Genomic DNA, 21,173 nt, shown 5'->3' with positions numbered 1-21,173 from the left:
GAGATCCGGGTGCGAGCCTACGCCACATCCAGGCAAAGGTATTTGAGGTCGGTGAAAGCTTCTAGCCCGTGGCGCGAACCTTCGCGGCCGATGCCGGACTGCTTGACGCCACCGAACGGGATCGGCGCGCCGGTGATCTTCACACGGTTGATGGCGACCATGCCGTAGTCGAGCGCGCGGCCCATGCGCTGCTGGAGCGCGCCGTTCTCGGTCACCACATAGGCGACCAGGCCATATTCGGTCGCATTGGCGCGGGCGATGACTTCGTCCTCGCTGTCGAAAGGCGTGACGGCGGCGACCGGACCAAAGGTCTCTTCGCGCATGATCAGCGCGTCGTCGGCGACATCGGCCAGCAGCGTCGGCTGGTAGAAGAGCGGTCCGGCCTGATGGCGCTTGCCGCCGGCGAGGCAACGCGCGCCGAGAACCACGGCGTCGGCGACCTGTTCCTCGACCTTCTTGACGGCGCGCTCATGCATCAGCGGCCCGATGTCGATGTCGTCGAGGCCATTGCCGGCCCGCAGCGCCTCGACGCGCTTGGCGAAAGCGGCGCAGAAGCGGTCATAGAGCGGACGCTGGACATAGATGCGGTTGGCCGCAAGGCAGTCCTGGCCTGATGTGGCGAATTTGGCGTCGATGGCAATGGTCACCGCTTTGTCGAGATCGGCATCGGCAAAGACGATCAGCGGCGCGTGACCACCAAGCTCCATCACCAGCCGCTTCATCGTCGGCGCGCTTTGGGCGGCGATCAGCCGGCCGATCTCGGTCGAGCCGGTAAAACTCATGGCGCGCACGCGCGAATCTTCGCACATGCGTCCAACGATCGTCGCGGCCTTGCCGGTGACGATGTTGAAAACGCCGGCCGGCAGTCCGGCGCGTTCGCCGAGTTCGGCCAGCGCCAGCGCCGAAAGTGGTGTCTCAGAAGACGGATGGGCAACGATGGTGCAGCCGGCGGCAAGAGCGGCGGCTGCCTTGCGGGTCAGCATCGCCGAAGGAAAATTCCACGGCGTGACCACGCCGACGACGCCGAGTGGTTCGCGCCGCACCATCATTTCCGCGTTCGGCAGATGGCTGGTGACGCTCTCGGCGTTGAGGCGTTTTGCTTCCTCGGCATACCACTCGATGAAAGAGGCGGCGTAGTCGATTTCGCCAAGCGACTCCTTGAGCGGTTTGCCCTGCTCAAGCGTCATCAGCAAAGCGAGGTCGTCTTTCGCTGCGATGATCAGCTCGAACCATTTTCGCAGAATTTTGGAGCGCTCCTGCGGCAGCAGCGCCCGCCAGGCCGGAAAGGCGCGCGCGGCGGCGTCGATGGCTTTTGTCGTCTGGCCGGCATCGAGCGCTGCGACGAAGGCCACGGTGGTGCCGGTCGCGGGATCGGTGACCTCGAAACTCTCGGCCGCCTCGCTTGCCGTCCAGTGGCCGTCGATATAGGCGAGTTCGCGCAGCAGCCGGCGGTCGGCGAGCCGGTCGAGCGCTTCGTGGCGATGCGAGCGGGCGAAATGCGCGGACATGGTCGAAGCCTCCCGGTTCGGTTTGATGCGGGGAGACTACCCATCACCGGCAGACAGAGAGGCTGTTTGGACGCCTGGCCGTAGAGAGAGTCTCTCTATTGCGGTGAGGGGGCAGTCGATCTCTCCGGTCTAGGTCGACGCCGGCAGCAGGTCCGCTATCGGCAGCGCGATGTCATCCTTCACCGTCTTGATGACGATGTAGGTGAAGTAGCGGTCGATGCCGATCTCGCGATCGAGCAAGCCGTCGACCAGCCGCTGATAGGCGTCGATGTCGCGCGCCATCACCTTCAGCACATAATCGACGCCGCCGCCCACCGACCAGCAGGCGACGATCTCGGGAATGTCGCGGACGACGCGCTCGAAGCGGTCGAAATCGGCCTGGCGATGGCTGGCCAGCGTCACCTCCATCAGTACGGTGGCGACTGGCGCCACAACGCGCATGGCGATCCGGGCATGATAACCCGAGACGATGCCGGCCTTTTCCAGCTTGCGCAGCCGCATCCAGCACGGCGTCGGCGACAGCCCGACCTGCTCGGCCAACGCCAGCTTGGTGATGCGTCCATCACGCTGGATGGCGTCGAGGATTTTGAGGTCGATCGCGTCGAGTTTCGCAGCAGTCATCAGCGCCTACTTTTTCGTCGATCGTACCATGACGGCGCATTATTTCGATTGTCAATTGCACTGATTTCGATCTCTAATAAGTCATGACATTGTGGCACCCAGATCCCGCGCTCATCCGGCGGCCGGCCTATCAATCGTTGGCCGACCAGTTCGCACGCGCCATCCACGACGGCCGCCTCGCCAACGGCGCGCGGTTGCCGACCCACCGCCGCCTGGCCGACGACCTCAAGCTCTCAGTGCAGACGGTCAGTCGTGCCTATGAGGAACTGATCCGGCGCGGCCTGATTTCGGGCGAGATCGGTCGCGGCAGCTTTGTGCAGACGCAGCGCCGCGAACCGGAGCCGCCTTATCTGCCGGAGCGCCTGGGCGAAGTCATCGACCTGTCGATCCTGAAGCCGGTCTGCGAGCCGATGCACCTGGAGCGGATGAAGCAGGCGCTGGGCTGGCTCGCCGAAAACCTGCCGTCGAGTTCGGCACTGTCGTTCCGGCCAAATATGGTGTTCCCGCGCCACCGTGCCGTGGCGGTCGAATGGCTGAACCTGTGCGGGCTGGACGCCTCCGCGCAGAATATCAGCCTCACCAATGGCGCCACCGCCGGCATGACGGTGGCGCTGATGAGCGTGGCGCCGCCCGGCTCCACCGTTGCCACCGAGGCGATCGGTCATCATACGCTGGTGCCGCTGGCGCGCTATCTCGGCTTCAATCTTCAAGGCCTGCCGATCGATGGCAATGGCCTGATTCCGGAAGCGCTGGACGAAGCCTGCCGGCTGTCCGACATCCGCGCCGTCTTCGTGCAGCCTTCGGTAATCAATCCCACGGCAACGCTCATGGATGCGGAGCGTCGCGAGCAGATCGCGGCGGTGGCGCGCAAGCACGACATCGCCATCATCGAGAACGACGTGCTGGGTCCCTTGGTCGAGGATCGACCGCCGCCGGTCGCCGCTTTCGCGCCGGAACGGACGCTCTACGTCACCTCCTTCACCAAGATCACCGTGCCCGGCCTGCGCATCGGCTATCTCGCCGCGCCCGATCGCTACGTTGCCGCTGTCGCCAACCGGCATCTAGTTTCGAACTGGATGGCGACACCGCTGGTGGCCGAGATCGCCACCAAATGGGTGACCGACGGCACCGCGATGGAGCTGGTGCGCTGGCAGCGCGCGGCGTTGCGGCGGCGACAGGACATCGCGGGCGAGGTGCTGGCCGGCGTCGACTACCGTGCCCGTCGCGACGGGTTGCATATCTGGCTGCAACTGTCGGCCGACCGTTCCGAGGAAAGCTTTGTCGCCCAGGCTCGGCTGCAAGGCGTGGCCATTGCGCCGGGCACCTCCTTCCGTATTTCGGATACCCCCTGGCATCCGGCGGTGCGCATTTCGCTGGGTTCGACCACCGAGGGGGAACTGCGCGCAGGTCTCGGCGTTGTCACCAAGCTCTTGCTTGGCGATCCGGAGCATCTGCTGCTTGCAATCTGAGCATGCCACCCAATACACCAGGGCGTTCTGACATAGGCATGCCCAAAAAGCCGGCTGGGATCGACCAGAGAATGTGCGCAATCAGAATAATTGTCATGATATTATTTTCCCAATTGACATGATTTGGCGCGTTCCGCATCGTTAGGGGCACCAGGCTTCTCCAGCACGGGGAAATTCATTTGTCCGCAACCGCGCCCATCATCAAGATCGACAGCATCTCGAAGAGCTTTGGCAGCTTCAAGGTTCTGGACGGCCTGTCGATGCAGGTCATGCCGCGTGAGAAGCTGGCGCTGATCGGCCCCTCCGGCTCGGGCAAGACGACGATCCTGCGCATCCTGATGACGCTGGAGCGCATCGACGGCGGTCACATCCAGATCGACGGCGAGCAACTCTACCACATGGAGCGCAACGGTCAGCTGCTGCCGGCCGACGAGCGCCACCTGGCGCGGATGCGCCAGAAGACCGGCATGGTCTTCCAGCTGTTCAACCTGTTTCCGCACAAGAGCGTCATCGACAATGTGACCCTGGCGCCGATGCTGACCAAGGGCACGCCGCGCGCCGCCGCGCAGAAGCGGGCGATGGAACTGCTTGAGATGGTCGGCATGGCCGACAAGGCGAAGGCGATGCCGGCGCAGCTGTCAGGCGGTCAGAAGCAGCGCGTGGCGATCGCCCGTGCGCTTGCTTTGCAGCCGAAGATCATGCTGTTCGATGAGGTGACGTCGGCGCTCGACCCGGAACTGGTCGAGGAGGTGCTCAACGTCTTGTGGCGGCTCTGCGCCGAGACCGACATGACCATGCTGCTGGTCACCCACGAGATGGGTTTCGCCCACGACTTCGCCGACCGGGTGCTGTTCTTCGATCGCGGCAGGATAGTCGAGGAAGGCAAGCCCGACGAGATTTTCCGCAATCCCAAGCAGGAGCGCACGCAAGGGTTCCTGAAGAAGATCATCGCGGCCGGACATCGTGTCTGACCGCATGCCAAAGGCGGCGATGCCGTCCCTATGGGCGGTTGAGCCGTCCTAAGATCACGCAAACCAAGACAAGAACAAGGAGTTGGGAACAATGAAGAAACTTGGAACTCTGGCCGGCGTCGCCGGTCTCGCGCTTTCGGCGGTTCTGGCCGCCTCGATCACGGGTTCGGCCGACGACAGCAAGCTCGAACAGCTGAAGTCGCAAGGCTTCGCTCGCTTGGCCATCGCCAATGAGCCGCCCTATACGGCTGTCGCCGCCGACGGCAAGGTTTCGGGTGCCGCGCCCGACGTCGCGCGCGAGATATTCAAGCGGCTGGGCGTTGCCGATGTCGCCGCCTCGATCTCGGAATATGGCGCCATGATTCCCGGCCTGCAGGCCGGCCGCTTCGACGTCGTCACCGCCGGCCTGTTCATGAAGCCGGAGCGTTGCGCCGCGGTTGCCTATTCCGAGCCGGTTCTGTGCGACGCCGAAGCGATGCTGGTGAAGAAGGGCAATCCGAAAGGCTTCAAGAGCTACGAGGATGTCGCCAAGGACACGTCAGCCACCATCGGCGCGCCGGGCGGCGGCACCGAGGAGAAGCTTGCGCTCAACGCCGGCGTGCCACGCGAACGCGTCATCGTCGTGCCGGACGGCCAGAGTGGCCTGAAGATGGTGCAGGACGGCCGCATCGACGCCTATTCGCTGCCTGTCCTTTCGATCAACGACCTGATGAAGAAGGCCACCGATCCGAACCTCGAAGTCATCGCCCCGGTGCAGGGCGCGCCGGTCTATTGCGACGGCGCGGCCTTCAAGAAGGGCGACGAGGCGTTGCGCGATGCCTTCGACGTCGAACTCGCCAAGATGAAGAAGTCGGGTGAGTTCGCAAAGATTATCGAGCCCTACGGCTTCTCGGCGGCGGCGGCTATGTCGACCACGCGCGACAAGCTCTGCGCGGCGAAATAAGGGCGTCTTTCTTGCCTTCTCCCCGTTCACGGGGAGAAGGTGTCACGAAGTGACGGATGAGGGGCGGCGCCATATTTGGACAAGCTAGCGCTGCCCCTCATCTGCCTGCCGGCATCTTCTCCCCATAAACGGGGAGAAGGAAGCTGAAACCAACGTTGGAAACTTCAACTCAATGACCCAGTGGTCCGGCTATTTCGGCCTGATATTGCAGGGAGCGCTTGTCACCATCGAGCTGACGCTGATGGGGTCGGTGCTCGCCCTGATCATGGCCTTTCTCGCCGGCATGGGGCGCCTGTCGCGCTTCTTCGTGCTGCGGGCCCTGGCCACGGCCTATATCGAGTTCTTCCGCGGCACCTCGATCTTCGTGCAGCTGTTCTTCGCCTATTTCGTGTTGCCGCTGGTGGGCTTCGAACTGACCCCGCTGCAGGCCGGTGTGTTGGCGCTGGGCTTGAATGTGGGCGCCTATGCAGCCGAGGTGGTGCGCGGCGCCGTGCAGTCGATCGGCCGCGAACAGCATGAGGCCTGCGTCGCGCTCAATCTCGGCCGTTGGCAAGGCATGCGACACGTCATCCTGCCGCAGGCGTTTCTGGTGATGCTGCCGACCTTCGGCAACAATGCCATCGAGCTGCTCAAGGCGACATCGGTGGTCTCGCTGATCTCGCTCGCCGACCTGACGTTCCAGGCACAGGTGGTGCGCGCCCAGACCGGCAACACCATGGTGCCGTTCACCACCATCCTCATCATCTATTTCATCCTGGCGCTGCTCATCTCGTGGGGTGTGCGCTCGCTGGAACGCCGCATGGCGCGCGGCCTCGACGGAGTGCGCGTCTGATGGCCAGAGCATTCCTGATGAATTGGGTCCGCTGATGGATTGGGACTGGGACTTTGTCCGGCAGATCCTGCCGACCCTGATCCAGGGGGTGAAGATCACCATCCTGGCGACGCTGCTCGGCTCGGTGCTGGCCGCGATCGTCGGTCTGGGCATCGCGCTGGCGCGCCGCTCGCCCAACAAGGCGCTGTCGCGCACCGTCGGTTGGGTGGCCGAATTCATCCGCGGCACACCGCTCCTGGTGCAGCTCTATTTCATCTTCTACGTCTTGCCCGACATCGGCATTCTCTTGCCGCCGCTGGTCGCCGGCGTCATCGGACTTGGCCTGCACTACGGCACCTACACGGCGGAGGTCTACCGCGCCGGCATCGACAATGTGCCGCGTGGTCAGTGGGAAGCCGCCAAGGCGTGCAATCTCAGCGCGCGGCAGACCTGGTCCCACATCATCATCCCGCAGGCTATTCCGCCGATGATCCCGGCGCTGGCCAACTACTTCATCGCCATGTTCAAGGAGACGCCGCTGCTCTCCGCGATCACAGTGCTGGAGCTGATGAACCAGGCGAAAAGCGTCGCCAACACCTATTATCGCTACCTTGAGCCGATCACGCTGGTCGGCGCCTTCTTCCTCGCCATCAGCCTGATTTCGGTCGTGCTGCTGCGCTGGCTGGAACGCCGCTACGGCAAGATCGAAAGATAAAAGATGAAGCCCTTGTCCGAGATCAAGCTTGTGCCCGACCGGCCAACGCTCGATGAGCGTCCGCTGGAGCGGCGTGTCGGGCTGATCATCCTGGCCACCGACCACACGACCGAGCCGGATTTTCGCCGCATGGTGGCGAGCGAACGGATCGGCGTCTATGTCGCGCGCATTCCCTACGCCAACCCGACGACGCCTGAGAACCTGCGCAAGATGCAGCCGGCGCTGACGGCGGGCGCTGCCTTGATCCTGCCCGACGAGCCGCTCGACGCCATCTGCTACTCCTGCACGTCGGCCTCGGTGGTGATTGGCGATCGCGAGATCGAGACGGCGATCCAGGCCGCCAAGTCAGGTATACCCGTTGTCACTCCTCCGATTGCTGGCGTGCGCGGGCTGAACGCCTTCGGCGTGCGCCGGATCAGCATCCTCACGCCCTATACCGTGGAAACCTCCAGACCGATGGCGACCTATTTCGCCGAACGTGGCTTCGAAGTCCTAAGCTTCACCTGTCTCGGCTTCGAGGACGACCGCGAGATGGCGCGCATTGCCCCGGCAGCCCTCATCAATCTCGCGCGCCGGGCGATGCATCCGCAGGCAGACGCGCTGTTCGTGTCGTGCACGGCGCTACGCGGCGCGCTGGCGGTCACTGGCATGGAACAGGCGATCGGCCGCCCGGTGGTGACCAGCAATCAGGCGACCGCCTGGAATTGTCTGCGCCTTTGCGGTGATGAGACAGCCCATCCCGAATTCGGCCGTCTGATGACGCTGCCCTTGCCGCGCGGTTGACGACCATGGCGACCGTGACCCTTGGCGATATCCGTGCCGCGCGCGAGCGAATTGCCGGCAAGATCGAGCGCACGTCGATCGTGCTTTCGGCAAGTCTCTCCGAAAGGCTGGGCGTCCCGGTTCAACTCAAGCTCGAGCACCGCCAGACCACCGGCAGCTTCAAATTGCGGGGCGCTTCGAACGCCGTCGCTTCGCTCAGCGCAGGGGAGAAGGCGCGCGGCGTCGTCGCGGCATCGACCGGCAATCATGGCCGTGCGCTTGCGCATGCGGCAAAGCTCGAGGGCATGCGTGCTGTGATCTGCATGTCTCGACTGGTACCCAGGAATAAGCTGGACGAAATTCGCCGCCTCGGCGCGGAAATCCGTATCGTCGGCAACAGCCAGGACGATGCCCAGCACGAGGTCGAGCGGCTGGTGACGGAGGAGGGGCTTGTCATGCTGCCGCCCTTCGACCATCCGGCCATCATTGCCGGTCAAGGCACGCTCGGGCTGGAGGTGATGGAGCAGGTCCCGGATGCCGCTCTCGTGCTGGTGCAACTGTCCGGAGGTGGGTTGGCCTCGGGTGTAGCGGCCGCCGTCAAGGGCGTCCGTCCCGGAACCAGAGTCGTCGGCATCTCGATGGCGCGCGGGGCGGCAATGAAGGCCAGCCTCGATGCGGGCCGCCCCGTGCTGGTCGAGGAACTGCCGACGCTGGCGGATTCGCTCGGCGGCGGCATCGGCCTCGACAACCGGCTGACCTTCGCCATGTGCCGCGACCTGCTCGACGATGTCGTCCTGCTCAGCGAGGACGAAATCGCTGCCGGCATTCGCCACGCCTATGAACAGGAACGCGAGATCGTCGAGGGAGCCGGTGCGGTAGGCATCGCGGCGCTGCTCGCCGGCAAGGTCAAGGCGGAGGGGCCGGTTGTGGTTCTGCTTTCCGGCCGCAACATCGACATGCAACTGCACAGGAAGATTGTCTGCGGGGAAATGCCATCGATTTCGGAGCGCGCCGCATGAGCAGGATGACCATCCTCACCGAAGCTGAACTGCGCGCAATCGTGACGCTCGATCTCGACGCCGTCGCCTGTGTCGAGAACGCTTTTCGTGCGCTCGCCACGCTGCCGGTGGCGATGCCGCCGATCCTGCGGCTCGATATCCCCCAGCATCGCGGCGAGGTTGACGTCAAGACCGCCTATGTGCCTGGTATCGATGGCTTCGCCATCAAGATCAGCCCCGGCTTCTTCGACAATCCCAAACTTGGCCTGCCCAGCGTTAACGGCATGATGGTGCTGCTGTCGTCGAAGACAGGGTTGGTCGAGGCTTTGCTGCTCGACAATGGCTATCTCACCGATGTTCGCACCGCTGCTGCGGGAGCCGTCGCGGCCAAGCATCTGTCGCGGCCGGACTCGTCGGTCGCGTCGATCTTCGGCGCCGGCGTGCAGGCTGGGCTGCAACTGCAAGCGCTGACGCTGGTGCGGCCGATCACGCAGGCCCGCATCTGGGCGCGCGATGCCGCCAAGGCCGAAGTGACCGCGACCACCTTACGCGAAAGGCTCGGCATTGACGTGCGCGCCGAGACTGACGCAGCCAACGCTGTTGCCGGTGCCGACATCATCGTCACGACCACCCCGTCGACCGAACCACTGATCAAGGCAGGGTTTGTCTCGGCCGGCCAGCACATCACCGCCATGGGTTCGGACGCCGAGCACAAGAACGAGATAGCGCCGGCGATCCTGCGCATGGCCGATCTCTATGTCGCCGACAGCGCGAAACAGACGCGGCGCCTGGGCGAATTGCGCCATGCCATCGCGGCGGGCTTGATGGCTGGAGACGCGGAGGTGACCGAGCTCGGCCAGATCATCGCCGGCGCGAGACATGGCCGGCGCTCGGCCAGCGACATCACCATCGCCGATCTGACGGGCACGGGCGTGCAGGATACGGCGATCGCCACGCTCGCCCGCGACCGTGCGCTGGCCGCGAAAGCCGGAACGATCTTTGAAAGCTGACGCCGGCCGCAGGAGCATGATCCGGAAAATGGCAACCGGTTTTCCCCCGCAGATCATGCTCAATCAAAAAATTCCCTGGAGCCAGATTCAACGAGTTGAAACGGGCTCCAGCCCCAACAAACGAGGACCAACAAAATGCAGCCGAACCTGAAATTCTCGCGAAGCGAATATGCGGAACGCCTCGCCAAGACGCGGAAAGCCATGGAGGCGAAAGGCGTCGATCTTTTGATCGTCAGCGATCCCTCCAACATGGCCTGGCTCACCGGCTACGACGGCTGGTCCTTCTACGTCCACCAGGCGGTCATCGTGCCGCCATCGGGCGAGCCGGTCTGGTACGGCCGTGGCCAGGACGCGAACGGCGCCAAGCGCACCGCCTACCTCGCCCATGACAACATCGTCGGCTATGCCGACCACTATGTGCAGTCGACCGAGCGCCACCCGATGGATTTCCTATCGGGTGTGCTGACCGATCGCGGCTGGGGCAAGCACACCGTCGGCGTCGAGATGGACAATTACTGGTTCTCCGCCGCCGCCTTCGCCTCGCTGCAGAAGCATTTACCCAACGCCCGCTTCGTCGATGCCACCGCGCTGGTCAACTGGCAGCGCGCGGTGAAGAGCCCAACCGAGATCGACTATATGCGCAAGGCCGCTCGCATCGTGGAGGCGATGCACCAGCGCATCGTCGACAAGATCGAAGTCGGCATGCGTAAGAACGATCTCGTCGCCGAGATCTACGATGCCGGCACGCGCGGCGTCGGCGGCATTGGCGGTGACTATCCCGCGATCGTGCCGCTGCTGCCCTCGGGCGCCGACGCCTCGGCGCCGCACCTGACCTGGGACGATAAGCCGATGAAGTCGGGCGAGGGCACTTTCTTCGAGATCGCCGGCTGCTACAACAGGTACCATTGCCCGCTGTCGCGCACCGTCTTCCTCGGCAAGCCGACGCAGGAATTCCTCGATGCCGAGAAGGCAACGCTGGAAGGCATGGAAGCTGGCCTTGCCGCCGCAAAGCCGGGTAATGCCTGCGAGGACATCGCCAATGCCTTCTTCGCCGTGTTGAAGAAATACGGCATCGTCAAGGACAACCGCACCGGCTATTCGATCGGGCTTTCCTATCCGCCGGACTGGGGCGAGCGCACGATGAGCCTGCGCCCCGGCGATCGCACCGAACTCAAGCCCGGCATGACCTTCCATTTCATGACAGGCCTGTGGCTGGAGACGATGGGGCTGGAGATCACTGAATCGATCCTGATCACCGAAACCGGTGTGGAGTGCCTGGCCAACGTGCCGCGCAAGCTGGTGGTGAAGGATTGAGCCCGATGTCCAGTCTTCGCCCGTCGCCGGTCACGCCGACCGTCGATTTCGATCGTGACGGCGTCCAGCATGGTTTCCTGCGCTTGCCTTATAGCCGCGACGACTCGGCCTGGGGCTCGGTGATGATCCCGATCTGCGTCATCCGCAACGGCAAGGGGCCGGCGGCGCTGCTGACCGGCGGCAATCATGGCGACGAGTATGAAGGGCCGCTGGCGCTCTACGAACTCGCCCGCACGCTCGATCCCAGCCAGGTCAGCGGCACCGTCATCATCGTGCCGGCGATGAACTATCCTGCTTTTCGGGCCGGCACGCGCACCTCGCCGATCGACAAGGGCAACATGAACCGCAGTTTCCCCGGCCGGCCCGACGGCACGGTGACGCAGAAGATCGCCGATTATTTCCAACGCGAGCTGCTTCCCCGCGCCGACATCGTCTTCGACTTCCATTCCGGCGGCAGGACGCTGGATTTCGTACCGTTCTGTGCCGCCCACACTTTGCCCGACAAGGCGCTGGAGCAGAAAGCCTTTGCCGCGGTGGCGGCATTCTCGGCACCATTCTCGATGCGCATGACCGAGATCGATGCGATCGGCATGTATGACACGGCGGCCGAAGAGATGGGCAAGGTCTTCGTCACCACCGAGCTCGGCGGTGGCGGTACGTCGCGAGCCGAGACGGTGCGGATCGCGCGGCGCGGCATCCTCAACGTGCTGCGTCATGAGGGTATCGTCGCCGGGGCGGCCGAGACGGGCGGAACGCAGTGGCTGGACATGCCCTCGGGCGATTGCTTCTGCTTCGCCGAGGATGACGGCATGATCGAAACCATGGTCGATCTCGGCGAACCTGTCGAGGAGGGCGCGGTGGTGGCCCGCATCCATTCCACCGGCCGCACCGGCGTCGCGCCGCAGGAAATCCGGGCCAAAATGTCGGGCATGCTGGCGGCGCGGCATTTCCCTGGCTTGGTCAAGGCCGGCGACTGCGCCGCGGTGGTCGCCGTAAAGGTCGATTGACTGATTTCTCCGCCCGGACCATGCCGGGCGGACCCACTCTTCTGCTCGAGATGTCGAATCCGGATTATCGCACCCGCTCGCGGACGGAACACCGCGATCTGCTGGCCGCCTGCCGCCGGCGCGACGGCAAGAAGGCGGTGAGCTTTCTGAGACAGCATCTTCGCGAGGGAAGCGACACGCTGGTCAACGCGACGGAGGGCGGCGGGCTGGCGCGAAAATCCTAAGCCCGAGGGAAAGGGGCAGCCCGCAATCGTGGCGCGTGGTTGCCATCGCGCCGGTTCGCTGCCACATATTGCAACATCAATGCTTGACACGAGGATGCCATGTCTCCCGTCAGCCGCCTGCCGGCACGTGCCCTTGCCCCGCGCCGCCATGACGAGATCCTGCGGCGGCTGGGGGCCCAGGGTTCCGTTAGCGTCGCCGAACTGGCTGGGTTCTTCGACGTCTCGCGCGAAACCATCCGCCGCGATTTGAAGCTGCTTTCCGACCAGGGCAGGCTCGGCATCGTGCATGGCGGGGCCGCCCGCTTCGAACCGAGCGAACCCGCGATGAGCCAGCGCAGCCAGGAAAATTCCCAAGGCAAGGCCGCGATCGGCAGGGCGGCCGCCGGGCTGGTCAGGGATGGCATGGTGGTCTTTCTCGATTCCGGCACCACCACTTTGGCCATCGCGCATGCAATGACGGAACTGCGTGATCTGACGATCTGCACGGCCAGCCTGAAGATAGCGCTGCACCTATGCCATGTTCCCGGCATGCGCGTGCACATGCTGGGCGGCGAAGTCGACCCGGGCGAGGAGGCGGCTTCCGGCATCGACACGCTCGATGCGATGGCGCGCTTTCGCGTCGATATGGCCTTTCTGGGTGGCGGAGCGCTGTCTCCGGTCGGCGAGGTGACCGATTTCACCCGCGCCGGGGCCGAACAGCGGGGCCGGATGATCAGCCTCGCCGGCAAGGCCTATTTCGTGCTCGACAGCAGCAAATTCGGCAAGCTGACGCCGCTCAGAATTCCGAATTTCGAACGTGCCGCTGGGGTAATCGTCGACACCGACCCCGAATTCGCGCTTGCCGAGGCGCTTTCGCACAGGGGGCCTGAACTCATCGTTGCAGCTTGATGTGATATTTTGTGATATTATGAGTTGATATTTGGTTTTCCCATGGTAATGTCTCGGCCATCCCTCAAATGGCGGAACGCTCATGGCACATGAATTTCCCACGCAGGCTCGAACTGTCATTGTCGGCGGCGGCATCATCGGCTGCTCGGTCGCCTATCATCTGACCAAGCTGGGCTGGAGCGATGTGGTGCTGCTTGAGCAGGGACAACTCAGCGGCGGCACCACCTGGCACGCGGCCGGTCTTGTCGGTCAGCTGCGCAGCCATTCCAACATGACCAGCCTGATCCGGTACTCCACGCAGCTCTACAGCGAACTGGAGGCCGAGACCGGCCTCGCCACCGGCTGGAAGAACTGCGGTTCGCTGTCCGTCGCGCGCACCACCGACCGCATGACGGTGTTGAAGCGCACGGCCGCGTCGGCGCGTGCCCAAGGGGTCGAGATCGACGTCATCTCGCCTCGCGAGGCAGCCGAGCTCTGGCCGGTGATGGCGACAGACGATCTGGTCGGCGCCGTCTGGCTGCCCGGAGACGGCAAGGCCAATCCCACCGATCTCACGCAATCGCTGGCCAAGGGCGCGCGCAATGGTGGCGTCAAAATCTTCGAGCGGGTGCAGGTCACCGGCATCACGGTGAAAAACGGCGTCGCCTGCGGCGTCGAGACGGACCGCGGCGACATCGCCGCCGAGATCGTCGTCAACTGCGCAGGCCAATGGGCGCGCAAGGTCGGGCTGATGTGCGGCGTCTCGGTGCCGCTGCATTCGGCCGAGCACATGTACATCGTCACCGGCCGGATCGAGGGTGTGCATCCGGACCTGCCTGTCATGCGCGACCCCGATGGCTTCATCTACTTCAAGGAGGAGGTCGGCGGTCTGGTGATGGGTGGCTTCGAGCCGCACGCCAAGCCGTGGGGCATGAACGGCATTCCCGAAAATTTCGAATTCGCGCTGCTGCCCGACGACTGGGACCAGTTCGAGATCCTGATGGAAAACGCGCTGGTGCGCGTGCCGCGGCTGGCGCAGGCCGAAGTCAAGAAATTCTACAACGGACCCGAAAGCTTCACGCCGGACAACAATTTCCTCCTCGGCGAGGCGCCGGAGTTGAAGAATTTCTATGTCGGCGCCGGCTTCAATTCGATGGGCATTGCCAGTGCCGGTGGCGCCGGCAAGGCACTGGCCGAATGGATCGTCAACGGCGCGCCGACCATGGATTTGTGGCCGGTCGACATCAGGCGCTTCGCCGCTTTCAACAACAATCCGCGCTGGCTGCATGACCGCGTCAAGGAGACGCTCGGCCTGCATTACGCCATGCCGTGGCCGAACCGCGAATTGGATACCGCGCGGCCGTTCCGCCGCTCGCCGCTCTATGATCGGCTCGCCGCCAAGGGCGCCTGCTTCGGTTCCAAGATGGGCTGGGAGCGTGCCAACTGGTTCGCGGCGCCGGGAGAGAAAGCCGGGAACGACTATGCCTTCGGTCGCCAGAACTGGCACGAGGCCGTGCGGCGCGAGATGAAGGCGACGCGCGAAGCCGTCGCCATCTTCGACCAGACCTCCTTCGCCAAGCTTCTTGTCCAGGGCCGCGATGCCTGTGCCGTGTTGAACCGCATCTGCGCCGGCGACATCGATGTGCCGGTCGGCACATCGATCTACACCGGCGTGCTCAATGCGCGCGGCGGCTACGAAAGCGATCTCACCGTGATGCGGCTTGGCGCGGAAAAATTCCTCATCGTTACCGGTTCCGCCCAGGCGGTCCACGACGCCGACTGGATCGTCAAGAACATTCCGCCGGATGCGCATGCCGTCCTGACCGACGTCACCTCGGCCTATGCGGTGCTGGCGTTAATGGGGCCGCGTTCGCGCGATCTCCTCGGCAAACTGTCGTCGGCCGATCTTTCCAACGCCGGCTTTCCCTTCGCCACTATCCGCGAGATCGATATCGGCTACGCCACTGTCTATGCCAACCGCATGACCTATGTCGGCGAACTCGGCTGGGAACTGATCGTGCCGGCCGAATTCGCCGTCGGCGTCTACGAGGCGTTGCATGAGGGCGGCCGCGAATTCGGTTTGGCCGACGCCGGCTACTACGCGCTCGATGCCTTGCGCATTGAAAAGGGTTTTCGGGCCTGGGGTCGGGAACTGACGCCTGATATCAATCCCTGGCAGGCGGGGCTTGGCTTCGCCGTGGCGATGGACAAGCCAGGTGGCTTCATCGGCCGCGATGCGCTTGCCGCCGCGAAACCCTCGTCGTCGGCACCGGCAAAGCGTATCGTACTCCTTACGCTCGACGACACCGAGCCGATGCTGTGGGGCGGCGAGTTGGTCCTGCGCGACGGCAAGCCGGTCGGCGAGGTCCGCTCGGCCGCCTATGGCCACACGCTTGGCCAGTCAGTGGCGCTCAGCTTGATCGAAAACGAAACCGGCGTGGATGCTGTGTTCCTGAGCGGCGGCCATTTCGAGATCGATCTAGCCGGCGTACGCCATGCGGCCACCGCGCATCTGCGCAGCCCCTACGATCCGAAATCGGAGCGGGTGAAAGCCGATGTGGTGGAGATTCGTGCCGCCGCTTAGTCCGTCGACATCGAGCGCGCCATGTCGAGAAAGGCGCGCACCAGTTTGCCGCCGCTGCGCTCGCGCAGGCAGATCAGCGCCTCGTCCATCAAGGTCTCGGGCGCGTCGATGGTGATTGGGATGAGCCGCGAATCCTGGCCGAATTCGGCCGCCGAGACAAAGCCGATACCGGCGCCCGAGGCGACGATCTCGCGCACGGCTTCCCGGCCTTCTGCCTCGATCACAGGCCTGAGTTCGATCTTCGACGCGGCGGCCAGGTCTTCGAGCTTCTGGCGCGTCTTCGAGCCGCGCTCGCGCATGACCAGGGATTCCTGTGCGAGCTGCTTGAGCGTCAGCGATTTCTTCCCCGACAGCGGATGGTCGATCGAGGTGAAGGCGATGATCGGCGTCGAGTTCAGTTTCAGCACTTCGAAGTCGCGTCCGGCGGGCACCTCGCCCAGCACGCCGATATCGGCATCGTAGCTGTAGAGGCTGCTGATCACCCTCTCGGTGTTTCCGGCTCGCACCGAGACCTGCACTCCGGGATAGCGGGCGCGGAAGCTGCCCAGAATGTGAAGCAGATGATGCGCGGCGTCGGCGACGATGCGCAGCGTGCCGGAGCGCAGGGCGCGCGACTCGGTCAGAAGCTCAAGCGCCTGCTGCTCGGTGTCGAACATGCGGTGGGTTATTTCGAGCAGTTTCTGGCCGGAATGGGTCAGCGTGACCTGCTTCTTGTTACGATTGAACAGCAGGACATCATACTCTTCCTCGAGCTTGCGGACCTGGTCCGATATCGCCGGCTGGGTCAGGAACAGCGCTTCGGCCGCCCGCGAAAAGCCGCCGGAGATCGCCACCTGATGAAAGGCCCGCAACTGAACATAGCGCATCTTCTTCGCTCCCGAGCCTCTCTGGTTACCAGCAGCCTATCATAAGCCCTGCTATGCAAAAGCCGGAAACAAACGATTCGGTTTATGCCTTGGAATGGGCCTGCCGGGTTTCACGAAGCTGTCACGAGCGCCATGCAGCTTCTGCTGTCTGTATCGGATCATCACTGAAATCGATACGTCGATACAAAATAACGATTTTACAAATATGTGCCCTCAGCCAACAATGGCGCCAGATCAAAAAAGCAGCGACCTGTCGGAGGACATCATGCTCGCCGAAACGAAATTTGCCGCGGAGCCGCTGGCCAAGCCGGCGCTGGGCGAGCCCTATCTGTTGACCCCCGGGCCGCTCACCACGGCCTATTCGGTCAAGCAGGCGATGCTGCGCGACTGGGGATCGTGGGACGGCGACTTCCGCGCCATGACATCAGACATGCGCCGCCGCCTACTGGCGCTGACCGGCGACACCAACGGCGAGTTCGACTGCGTGCCGATGCAAGGCTCAGGCTCGTTCTGCGTCGAGGCGATGCTGGGGTCGTTCGTGCCCAGGGATGGCAAGGTTCTGGTGCTGGCCAATGGTGCCTACGGCCTTCGTGCCGCCCAGACCATGCAGTATCTCGGCCGGCCCTATACGCTGATTGACAAGGGCGATTACCTGCCGCCGCGCGGCGACGAGGTGGCGGCAGCGCTCGAAGCCGACCACGCCATCACCCACGTCATAGCCATTCATTGCGAGACCAGCTCCGGCATTTTGAACCCGGTCGCCGAGATCGCCGAGGCGGTGCACACCAAGGGCCGCAAGCTGCTGGTCGATTCCATGAGCGCGTTCGGCGCCGTCGCGCTCGACGTCAACGAGATCCGCTATGAGGCGATGGTCTCGTCGGCCAACAAATGCATCGAGGGCGTGCCCGGCTTCGGCTTCATCATCGCCCGCAAGAGCGAACTGGAGGCAGCCAAGGGGCGCAGCCATTCCCTGTCGCTCGACGTCCACGCGCAGTGGGCGCACATGAACAAGACCGGCCAGTGGCGCTACACGCCGCCGACGCATGTCGTCGCCGCTTTCCTGGAGGCGCTGCGCCAGCATGAGGCGGAAGGCGGCGTCGCCGGCCGTGGTGCCCGCTACACCAGGAACCGCGACGTCATGGTGTCGGGCATGCGCGAACTCGGCTTCGAGACATTGCTCAAGGACCGCTGGCTGTCGCCGATCATCGTCACCTTCTTCAACCCGGCCCACGCCAACTTCGCCTTCGATCGCTTCTACGAACTGATGAAGGACAAGGGCTTTATCATCTACCCCGGCAAGCTGACGGTCGTGGACTCCTTCCGTGTCGGCTGCATCGGCCAGATGGACGAACATGTCATGCGTCGCGTCGTCGAGGCGGCGGCGCAGTCGCTTGATGAAATGGGCGTCGACACCGCCGCTCCACCCGCCGCGGCAATCGCCGAGCGCGCCAAACTCGCCGCCTGAAGCGGCCGATTTCGAGGATTTTTGATGAACCAGATGTCTCCCATCAACGTCGCGGTCAACGGCCGCACCTACGCCTGGCCGCGCGTGCCGGCGATCGCCATCTGCCTCGACGGCTGCGAGCCGGCCTATCTCGATGAAGCGATCAAGGCCGGGCTGATGCCGGCCCTGGTCAGGATCAAGGAGAAGGGCACGGTGCGTTTCGCACACTCGGTCATTCCGAGCTTTACCAATCCCAACAATTTGTCGATCGCCACCGGTCGCCCGCCCTCGGTGCACGGCATTTGCGGCAACTATCTCTACGAGCGCGAGACCGGCAAGGAAGTGATGATGAACGACCCGCGCTTCCTGCGCGCGCCGACCATTTTTCAGGCCTTCTATGATGCGGGTGCCAAGGTTGCCGTTGTCACCGCCAAAGACAAGCTGCGTGCGCTGCTCGGCAAGGGTCTGTCTTTCGACGAAGGGCGCGCGCTGTGCTTTTCGGCGGAGAAGTCCGATACGACCACGGTTGGCGAGCACGGCATCGACAATGCCTCGAAGCATTTCGGCCTGCCTGTGCCAGAAGTCTATTCGGCCGAATTGTCGGAATTCGTCTTCGCCGCCGGCGTCCAGTTGCTGAGGGAATTCCGCCCCGACATCATGTACCTGACGACGACGGACTATGTGCAGCACAAATACGCACCGGGCGTGCCGCAGGCCAACGCCTTCTACGAGATGTTCGACAAGTACCTGACCGAACTCGATGCGCTGGGCGCCGCGATCGTTGTCACCGCCGACCATGGCATGAAGCCCAAGCACAAGGCCGACGGTGCGCCCGACGTCGTCTACGTCCAGGACCTGCTTGACGAATGGCTGGGCAAGGATGCCGCCCGCGTCATCCTGCCGATCACCGACCCCTATGTCGTGCACCATGGCGCGCTGGGCTCTTTCGCCACCGCCTATTTGCCTGATGGCGCGGACCAGGCGGGCATCATGGCGCGGCTGGCCAAGGTTGACGGCATCATGCTGGTCGTCGATAGCCGGACGGCCTGTGAGCGCTTCGAACTGCCGGCTGACCGCATCGGCGACATCGTGCTGGTCTCGACCGAGAACAAGACGATCGGCACATCGGAACATCGCCATGATCTGGCGGCGCTGAACGAGCCGTTGCGCTCGCATGGCGGGCTAACCGAGCAGGAAGTGCCGTTCATCGTCAACCGCGTGCTACCGGATCTGCCCAACGAGCCGACCTTGCGCAATTTCGACGCGTTCTATTACGCCACTATGGCGGCTGCATTGGCATAGGCCTGATGATGTCGACCCCCACTCCGTCGAGCTTCGCTCGACACCTCTCCCCCGATCGACGGGGGAGAGGAAGGGCGCGAGTTTGCCAGCCTTGGCTCCCTTCCTCTCCCTCCGGAGGGGGGAGAGGTGGCGAGCGAAGCTCGGCGGAGTGGGGGAAGCCATTGCTGAGACGCGATGCCGTTGCCTAGAAAAAATCAACCTGGCTGTCTGAGCACCGAGGAATACCGACATGACCAAGCTTGACCCTGCCATCAAAGTTCGCCACGAGCCGATGTGCATTGCCGGCAAGAAGGTCGATGCCGGCGGTGTTGTCGAGGTGCGTTACCCCTGGAACGACACCGTCATCGGCACCGTCCCCGCCGGCCGCGCCGAACACGCCCGCCAGGCGTTCGAGATCGCTGCAGGCTACAAGTCGAAGCTGACGCGCTACGAGCGCCAGCAGATTCTGTTCCGCACGGCGGAAGCACTGGCGTCGCGCCGGGAGGAAATATCCGATCTGATCACGCTCGAGCTCGGTATCTCCAAGGCCGACTCGCTCTACGAAGTCGGCCGCGCCTATGATGTGTTCACGCTGTCGGCGCAGATGTGCATCCAGGACGATGGCCAGATCTTCTCCTGCGACCTCACCCCGCACGGCAAGGCGCGCAAGATCTTCACCACGCGCGAGCCGCTGAAGGCTATCTCGGCGATCACGCCATTCAACCATCCGCTCAACATGGTCTCGCACAAGGTGGCGCCGGCCATCGCCACCAACAATTGCGTGGTGGTGAAGCCGACCGAACTGACGCCGATGACGGCGTTGGTGCTGGCCGACATTCTTTATGAAGCCGGCCTGCCGCCGGAAATGCTTTCGGTGGTGACCGGCTGGCCGGTCGACATCGGCAACGAGATGATCACCAACGAGAATATCGACTTGATCACCTTCACCGGCGGCGTGCCGGTCGGCAAGATGATCGCCCGCACCGCCGGTTACAGGCGCCAGGTGCTGGAACTCGGCGGCAACGATCCGCTGATCATCCTCAACGATCTCTCCGATGACGATCTGGCCAAGGCCGCCGATCTCGCGGTCGCCGGTGCGACCAAAAACTCCGGCCAGCGCTGCACGGCGGTCAAGCGCATCCTCGTCCAGGAAAGCGTCGCCGACCGCTTCGTGCCGCTGGTGCTGGAGCGGGCCAAGAAGATCCGCTTCGGCGATCCGATGGACCGCTCGACCGATCTCGGCACCGTCGTGCATGAGAAGGCGGCGGCGTTGTTCGAAGCGCGCGTCCACATGGCGGCCGAGCAGGGGGCAGAGATCCTCTATAATCCGGGTCGTCAGGGTGCGCTGCTGCCGCCAATCGTCGTCGACCGCGTGCCGCACACATCCGAACTGGTGATGGAAGAAACGTTCGGGCCGATCATCCCGATCGTGCGCGCGCCGGATGACGATGAAGCACTGATCGCGTTGTCCAACTCGACCGCCTTCGGCCTGTCGTCGGGCGTCTGCACCAATTCGTTTCCCCGCATGCAGAAATACATCGCCGGCCTGCAGGTCGGCACGGTGAACATCTGGGAAGTGCCGGGCTACCGCATCGAGATGTCGCCCTTCGGCGGCATCAAGGACAGCGGCAATGGCTACAAGGAAGGCGTCATCGAGGCGATGAAGAGCTACACCAATGTGAAGACATTTTCGCTGCCTTGGTCCTGACCGGATCACATAAGCTGGCGGAACAAACCGAGGGAGCGTCCCACGCTCCCTCATTCGCATTTCGGAGACA

The 21,173-nt window shown here is 63.8% G+C and carries 19 protein-coding genes; 16 read left to right on the top strand and 3 right to left on the bottom strand.

Annotated elements, in window-relative coordinates; genetic code table 11:
• Positions 1 to 17: 17 nt before the first annotated feature.
• Together FJ954_RS13240 and FJ954_RS13235 are read right to left on the bottom strand one after the other, a co-directional pair.
• On the bottom strand, positions 18 to 1,508 hold the full coding sequence (locus tag FJ954_RS13240; protein ID WP_140661592.1) for an NAD-dependent succinate-semialdehyde dehydrogenase: 1,491 nt from the start codon (positions 1,506 to 1,508) through the stop codon (positions 18 to 20).
• Between the two features lie 129 nt (positions 1,509 to 1,637).
• A complete protein-coding gene (locus tag FJ954_RS13235) occupies positions 1,638 to 2,129 on the bottom strand; it encodes an Lrp/AsnC family transcriptional regulator (RefSeq protein ID WP_140617495.1) in 492 nt (163 codons plus the stop codon).
• Between the two features lie 83 nt (positions 2,130 to 2,212).
• Here FJ954_RS13235 and FJ954_RS13230 point away from each other — a divergent pair, with 83 nt between their 5' ends.
• The 13 genes from FJ954_RS13230 to FJ954_RS13170 all read left to right on the top strand — a co-directional run bounded on the left by FJ954_RS13230 (position 2,213) and on the right by FJ954_RS13170 (position 15,804).
• Complete coding sequence (locus FJ954_RS13230) at positions 2,213 to 3,598, top strand: PLP-dependent aminotransferase family protein (protein ID WP_140661591.1); 1,386 nt, start codon at positions 2,213 to 2,215, stop codon at positions 3,596 to 3,598.
• 179 nt (positions 3,599 to 3,777) lie between these two features.
• Positions 3,778 to 4,569 (top strand): ectoine/hydroxyectoine ABC transporter ATP-binding protein EhuA, encoded by a 792-nt coding sequence (gene ehuA, locus FJ954_RS13225; RefSeq protein WP_140617493.1) that lies wholly within the window; start codon positions 3,778 to 3,780, stop codon positions 4,567 to 4,569.
• A gap of 91 nt (positions 4,570 to 4,660) precedes the next feature.
• A complete protein-coding gene (gene ehuB / locus FJ954_RS13220; RefSeq protein ID WP_140661590.1) occupies positions 4,661 to 5,512 on the top strand; it encodes an ectoine/hydroxyectoine ABC transporter substrate-binding protein EhuB in 852 nt (283 codons plus the stop codon).
• A gap of 172 nt (positions 5,513 to 5,684) precedes the next feature.
• Positions 5,685 to 6,344 carry an ectoine/hydroxyectoine ABC transporter permease subunit EhuC gene (gene ehuC, locus FJ954_RS13215; protein WP_015319078.1) on the top strand — a complete coding sequence of 220 codons (660 nt, stop codon included), beginning with the start codon at positions 5,685 to 5,687 and terminating at the stop codon, positions 6,342 to 6,344.
• 34 nt (positions 6,345 to 6,378) lie between these two features.
• A complete protein-coding gene (ehuD, locus tag FJ954_RS13210; RefSeq protein WP_015319077.1) occupies positions 6,379 to 7,038 on the top strand; it encodes an ectoine/hydroxyectoine ABC transporter permease subunit EhuD in 660 nt (219 codons plus the stop codon).
• A 3-nt stretch (positions 7,039 to 7,041) separates the two neighbouring features.
• Positions 7,042 to 7,821 (top strand): ectoine utilization protein EutA, encoded by a 780-nt coding sequence (eutA, locus tag FJ954_RS13205; protein WP_140661589.1) that lies wholly within the window; start codon positions 7,042 to 7,044, stop codon positions 7,819 to 7,821.
• A 5-nt stretch (positions 7,822 to 7,826) separates the two neighbouring features.
• Complete coding sequence (gene eutB, locus FJ954_RS13200; protein WP_140661588.1) at positions 7,827 to 8,819, top strand: hydroxyectoine utilization dehydratase EutB; 993 nt, start codon at positions 7,827 to 7,829, stop codon at positions 8,817 to 8,819.
• Positions 8,816 to 9,808, top strand: coding sequence for an ectoine utilization protein EutC (gene eutC, locus FJ954_RS13195; RefSeq protein WP_140661587.1), 993 nt, complete (start codon positions 8,816 to 8,818; stop codon positions 9,806 to 9,808). Before eutB ends, eutC begins: the two co-directional genes overlap by 4 nt.
• A gap of 135 nt (positions 9,809 to 9,943) precedes the next feature.
• Positions 9,944 to 11,122, top strand: a complete 1,179-nt coding sequence (doeA, locus tag FJ954_RS13190; RefSeq protein WP_140661586.1) for an ectoine hydrolase DoeA — start codon at positions 9,944 to 9,946, stop codon at positions 11,120 to 11,122.
• A 5-nt stretch (positions 11,123 to 11,127) separates the two neighbouring features.
• Positions 11,128 to 12,129 (top strand): N(2)-acetyl-L-2,4-diaminobutanoate deacetylase DoeB, encoded by a 1,002-nt coding sequence (gene doeB, locus FJ954_RS13185; protein WP_140661585.1) that lies wholly within the window; start codon positions 11,128 to 11,130, stop codon positions 12,127 to 12,129.
• Positions 12,126 to 12,353 carry an FCD domain-containing protein gene (locus FJ954_RS13180; protein ID WP_224719692.1) on the top strand — a complete coding sequence of 76 codons (228 nt, stop codon included), beginning with the start codon at positions 12,126 to 12,128 and terminating at the stop codon, positions 12,351 to 12,353. Before doeB ends, FJ954_RS13180 begins: the two co-directional genes overlap by 4 nt.
• A 99-nt stretch (positions 12,354 to 12,452) precedes the next feature.
• On the top strand, positions 12,453 to 13,241 hold the full coding sequence (locus tag FJ954_RS13175) for a DeoR/GlpR family DNA-binding transcription regulator (protein ID WP_140661584.1): 789 nt from the start codon (positions 12,453 to 12,455) through the stop codon (positions 13,239 to 13,241).
• Positions 13,242 to 13,323: 82 nt separating this feature from the next.
• Positions 13,324 to 15,804, top strand: coding sequence for an FAD-dependent oxidoreductase (locus FJ954_RS13170; RefSeq protein WP_140661583.1), 2,481 nt, complete (start codon positions 13,324 to 13,326; stop codon positions 15,802 to 15,804).
• On the opposite strand, the gene FJ954_RS13165 is transcribed toward FJ954_RS13170, so the two are convergent.
• The gene (locus tag FJ954_RS13165; RefSeq protein WP_140661582.1) at positions 15,801 to 16,670 is read right to left on the bottom strand and encodes a LysR substrate-binding domain-containing protein; all 870 of its coding nucleotides are present in this window, start codon (positions 16,668 to 16,670) and stop codon (positions 15,801 to 15,803) included. The genes FJ954_RS13170 and FJ954_RS13165 overlap by 4 nt on opposite strands.
• Positions 16,671 to 16,935: 265 nt before the next feature.
• Between FJ954_RS13165 and FJ954_RS13160 the strand changes: the two genes are divergently transcribed.
• The 3 genes from FJ954_RS13160 to phnY all read left to right on the top strand — a co-directional run bounded on the left by FJ954_RS13160 (position 16,936) and on the right by phnY (position 21,103).
• Complete coding sequence (locus tag FJ954_RS13160) at positions 16,936 to 18,135, top strand: 2-aminoethylphosphonate--pyruvate transaminase (protein WP_140661581.1); 1,200 nt, start codon at positions 16,936 to 16,938, stop codon at positions 18,133 to 18,135.
• 24 nt (positions 18,136 to 18,159) lie between these two features.
• Entirely contained in the window at positions 18,160 to 19,416 is a 1,257-nt protein-coding gene (phnA, locus tag FJ954_RS13155; protein ID WP_140661580.1) for a phosphonoacetate hydrolase, read from the top strand.
• Between the two features lie 229 nt (positions 19,417 to 19,645).
• Complete coding sequence (phnY, locus tag FJ954_RS13150; RefSeq protein ID WP_140661579.1) at positions 19,646 to 21,103, top strand: phosphonoacetaldehyde dehydrogenase; 1,458 nt, start codon at positions 19,646 to 19,648, stop codon at positions 21,101 to 21,103.
• The last annotated feature ends 70 nt before the right edge of the window (positions 21,104 to 21,173 follow it).

Origin of the sequence: Mesorhizobium sp. B2-3-15, assembly GCF_006442875.1 — a bacterium.
In the GTDB taxonomy this organism is placed as follows: domain Bacteria; phylum Pseudomonadota; class Alphaproteobacteria; order Rhizobiales; family Rhizobiaceae; genus Mesorhizobium; species Mesorhizobium australicum.
Note: the sequence above shows the minus strand (reverse complement) of the source record. Positions and strands in the feature narration are given on the sequence as shown.

What these genes read in the sequence shown, in the direction of transcription:
- eutB (WP_140661588.1), top strand. Translation starts at nt 7,827, where the DNA reads ATGGCGACCGTGACCCTTGGCGATATCCGTGCCGCGCGCGAGCGAATT.
- ehuB (WP_140661590.1), top strand. Translation starts at nt 4,661, where the DNA reads ATGAAGAAACTTGGAACTCTGGCCGGCGTCGCCGGTCTCGCGCTTTCG.
- FJ954_RS13230 (WP_140661591.1), top strand. Translation starts at nt 2,213, where the DNA reads ATGACATTGTGGCACCCAGATCCCGCGCTCATCCGGCGGCCGGCCTAT.
- FJ954_RS13165 (WP_140661582.1), bottom strand. Translation starts at nt 16,670, where the DNA reads ATGCGCTATGTTCAGTTGCGGGCCTTTCATCAGGTGGCGATCTCCGGC.
- doeB (WP_140661585.1), top strand. Translation starts at nt 11,128, where the DNA reads ATGTCCAGTCTTCGCCCGTCGCCGGTCACGCCGACCGTCGATTTCGAT.
- eutC (WP_140661587.1), top strand. Translation starts at nt 8,816, where the DNA reads ATGAGCAGGATGACCATCCTCACCGAAGCTGAACTGCGCGCAATCGTG.
- FJ954_RS13235 (WP_140617495.1), bottom strand. Translation starts at nt 2,129, where the DNA reads ATGACTGCTGCGAAACTCGACGCGATCGACCTCAAAATCCTCGACGCC.
- FJ954_RS13240 (WP_140661592.1), bottom strand. Translation starts at nt 1,508, where the DNA reads ATGTCCGCGCATTTCGCCCGCTCGCATCGCCACGAAGCGCTCGACCGG.
- ehuD (WP_015319077.1), top strand. Translation starts at nt 6,379, where the DNA reads ATGGATTGGGACTGGGACTTTGTCCGGCAGATCCTGCCGACCCTGATC.
- FJ954_RS13175 (WP_140661584.1), top strand. Translation starts at nt 12,453, where the DNA reads ATGTCTCCCGTCAGCCGCCTGCCGGCACGTGCCCTTGCCCCGCGCCGC.
- FJ954_RS13160 (WP_140661581.1), top strand. Translation starts at nt 16,936, where the DNA reads ATGCTCGCCGAAACGAAATTTGCCGCGGAGCCGCTGGCCAAGCCGGCG.
- phnA (WP_140661580.1), top strand. Translation starts at nt 18,160, where the DNA reads ATGAACCAGATGTCTCCCATCAACGTCGCGGTCAACGGCCGCACCTAC.
- ehuC (WP_015319078.1), top strand. Translation starts at nt 5,685, where the DNA reads ATGACCCAGTGGTCCGGCTATTTCGGCCTGATATTGCAGGGAGCGCTT.
- doeA (WP_140661586.1), top strand. Translation starts at nt 9,944, where the DNA reads ATGCAGCCGAACCTGAAATTCTCGCGAAGCGAATATGCGGAACGCCTC.
- FJ954_RS13170 (WP_140661583.1), top strand. Translation starts at nt 13,324, where the DNA reads ATGGCACATGAATTTCCCACGCAGGCTCGAACTGTCATTGTCGGCGGC.
- phnY (WP_140661579.1), top strand. Translation starts at nt 19,646, where the DNA reads ATGACCAAGCTTGACCCTGCCATCAAAGTTCGCCACGAGCCGATGTGC.
- eutA (WP_140661589.1), top strand. Translation starts at nt 7,042, where the DNA reads ATGAAGCCCTTGTCCGAGATCAAGCTTGTGCCCGACCGGCCAACGCTC.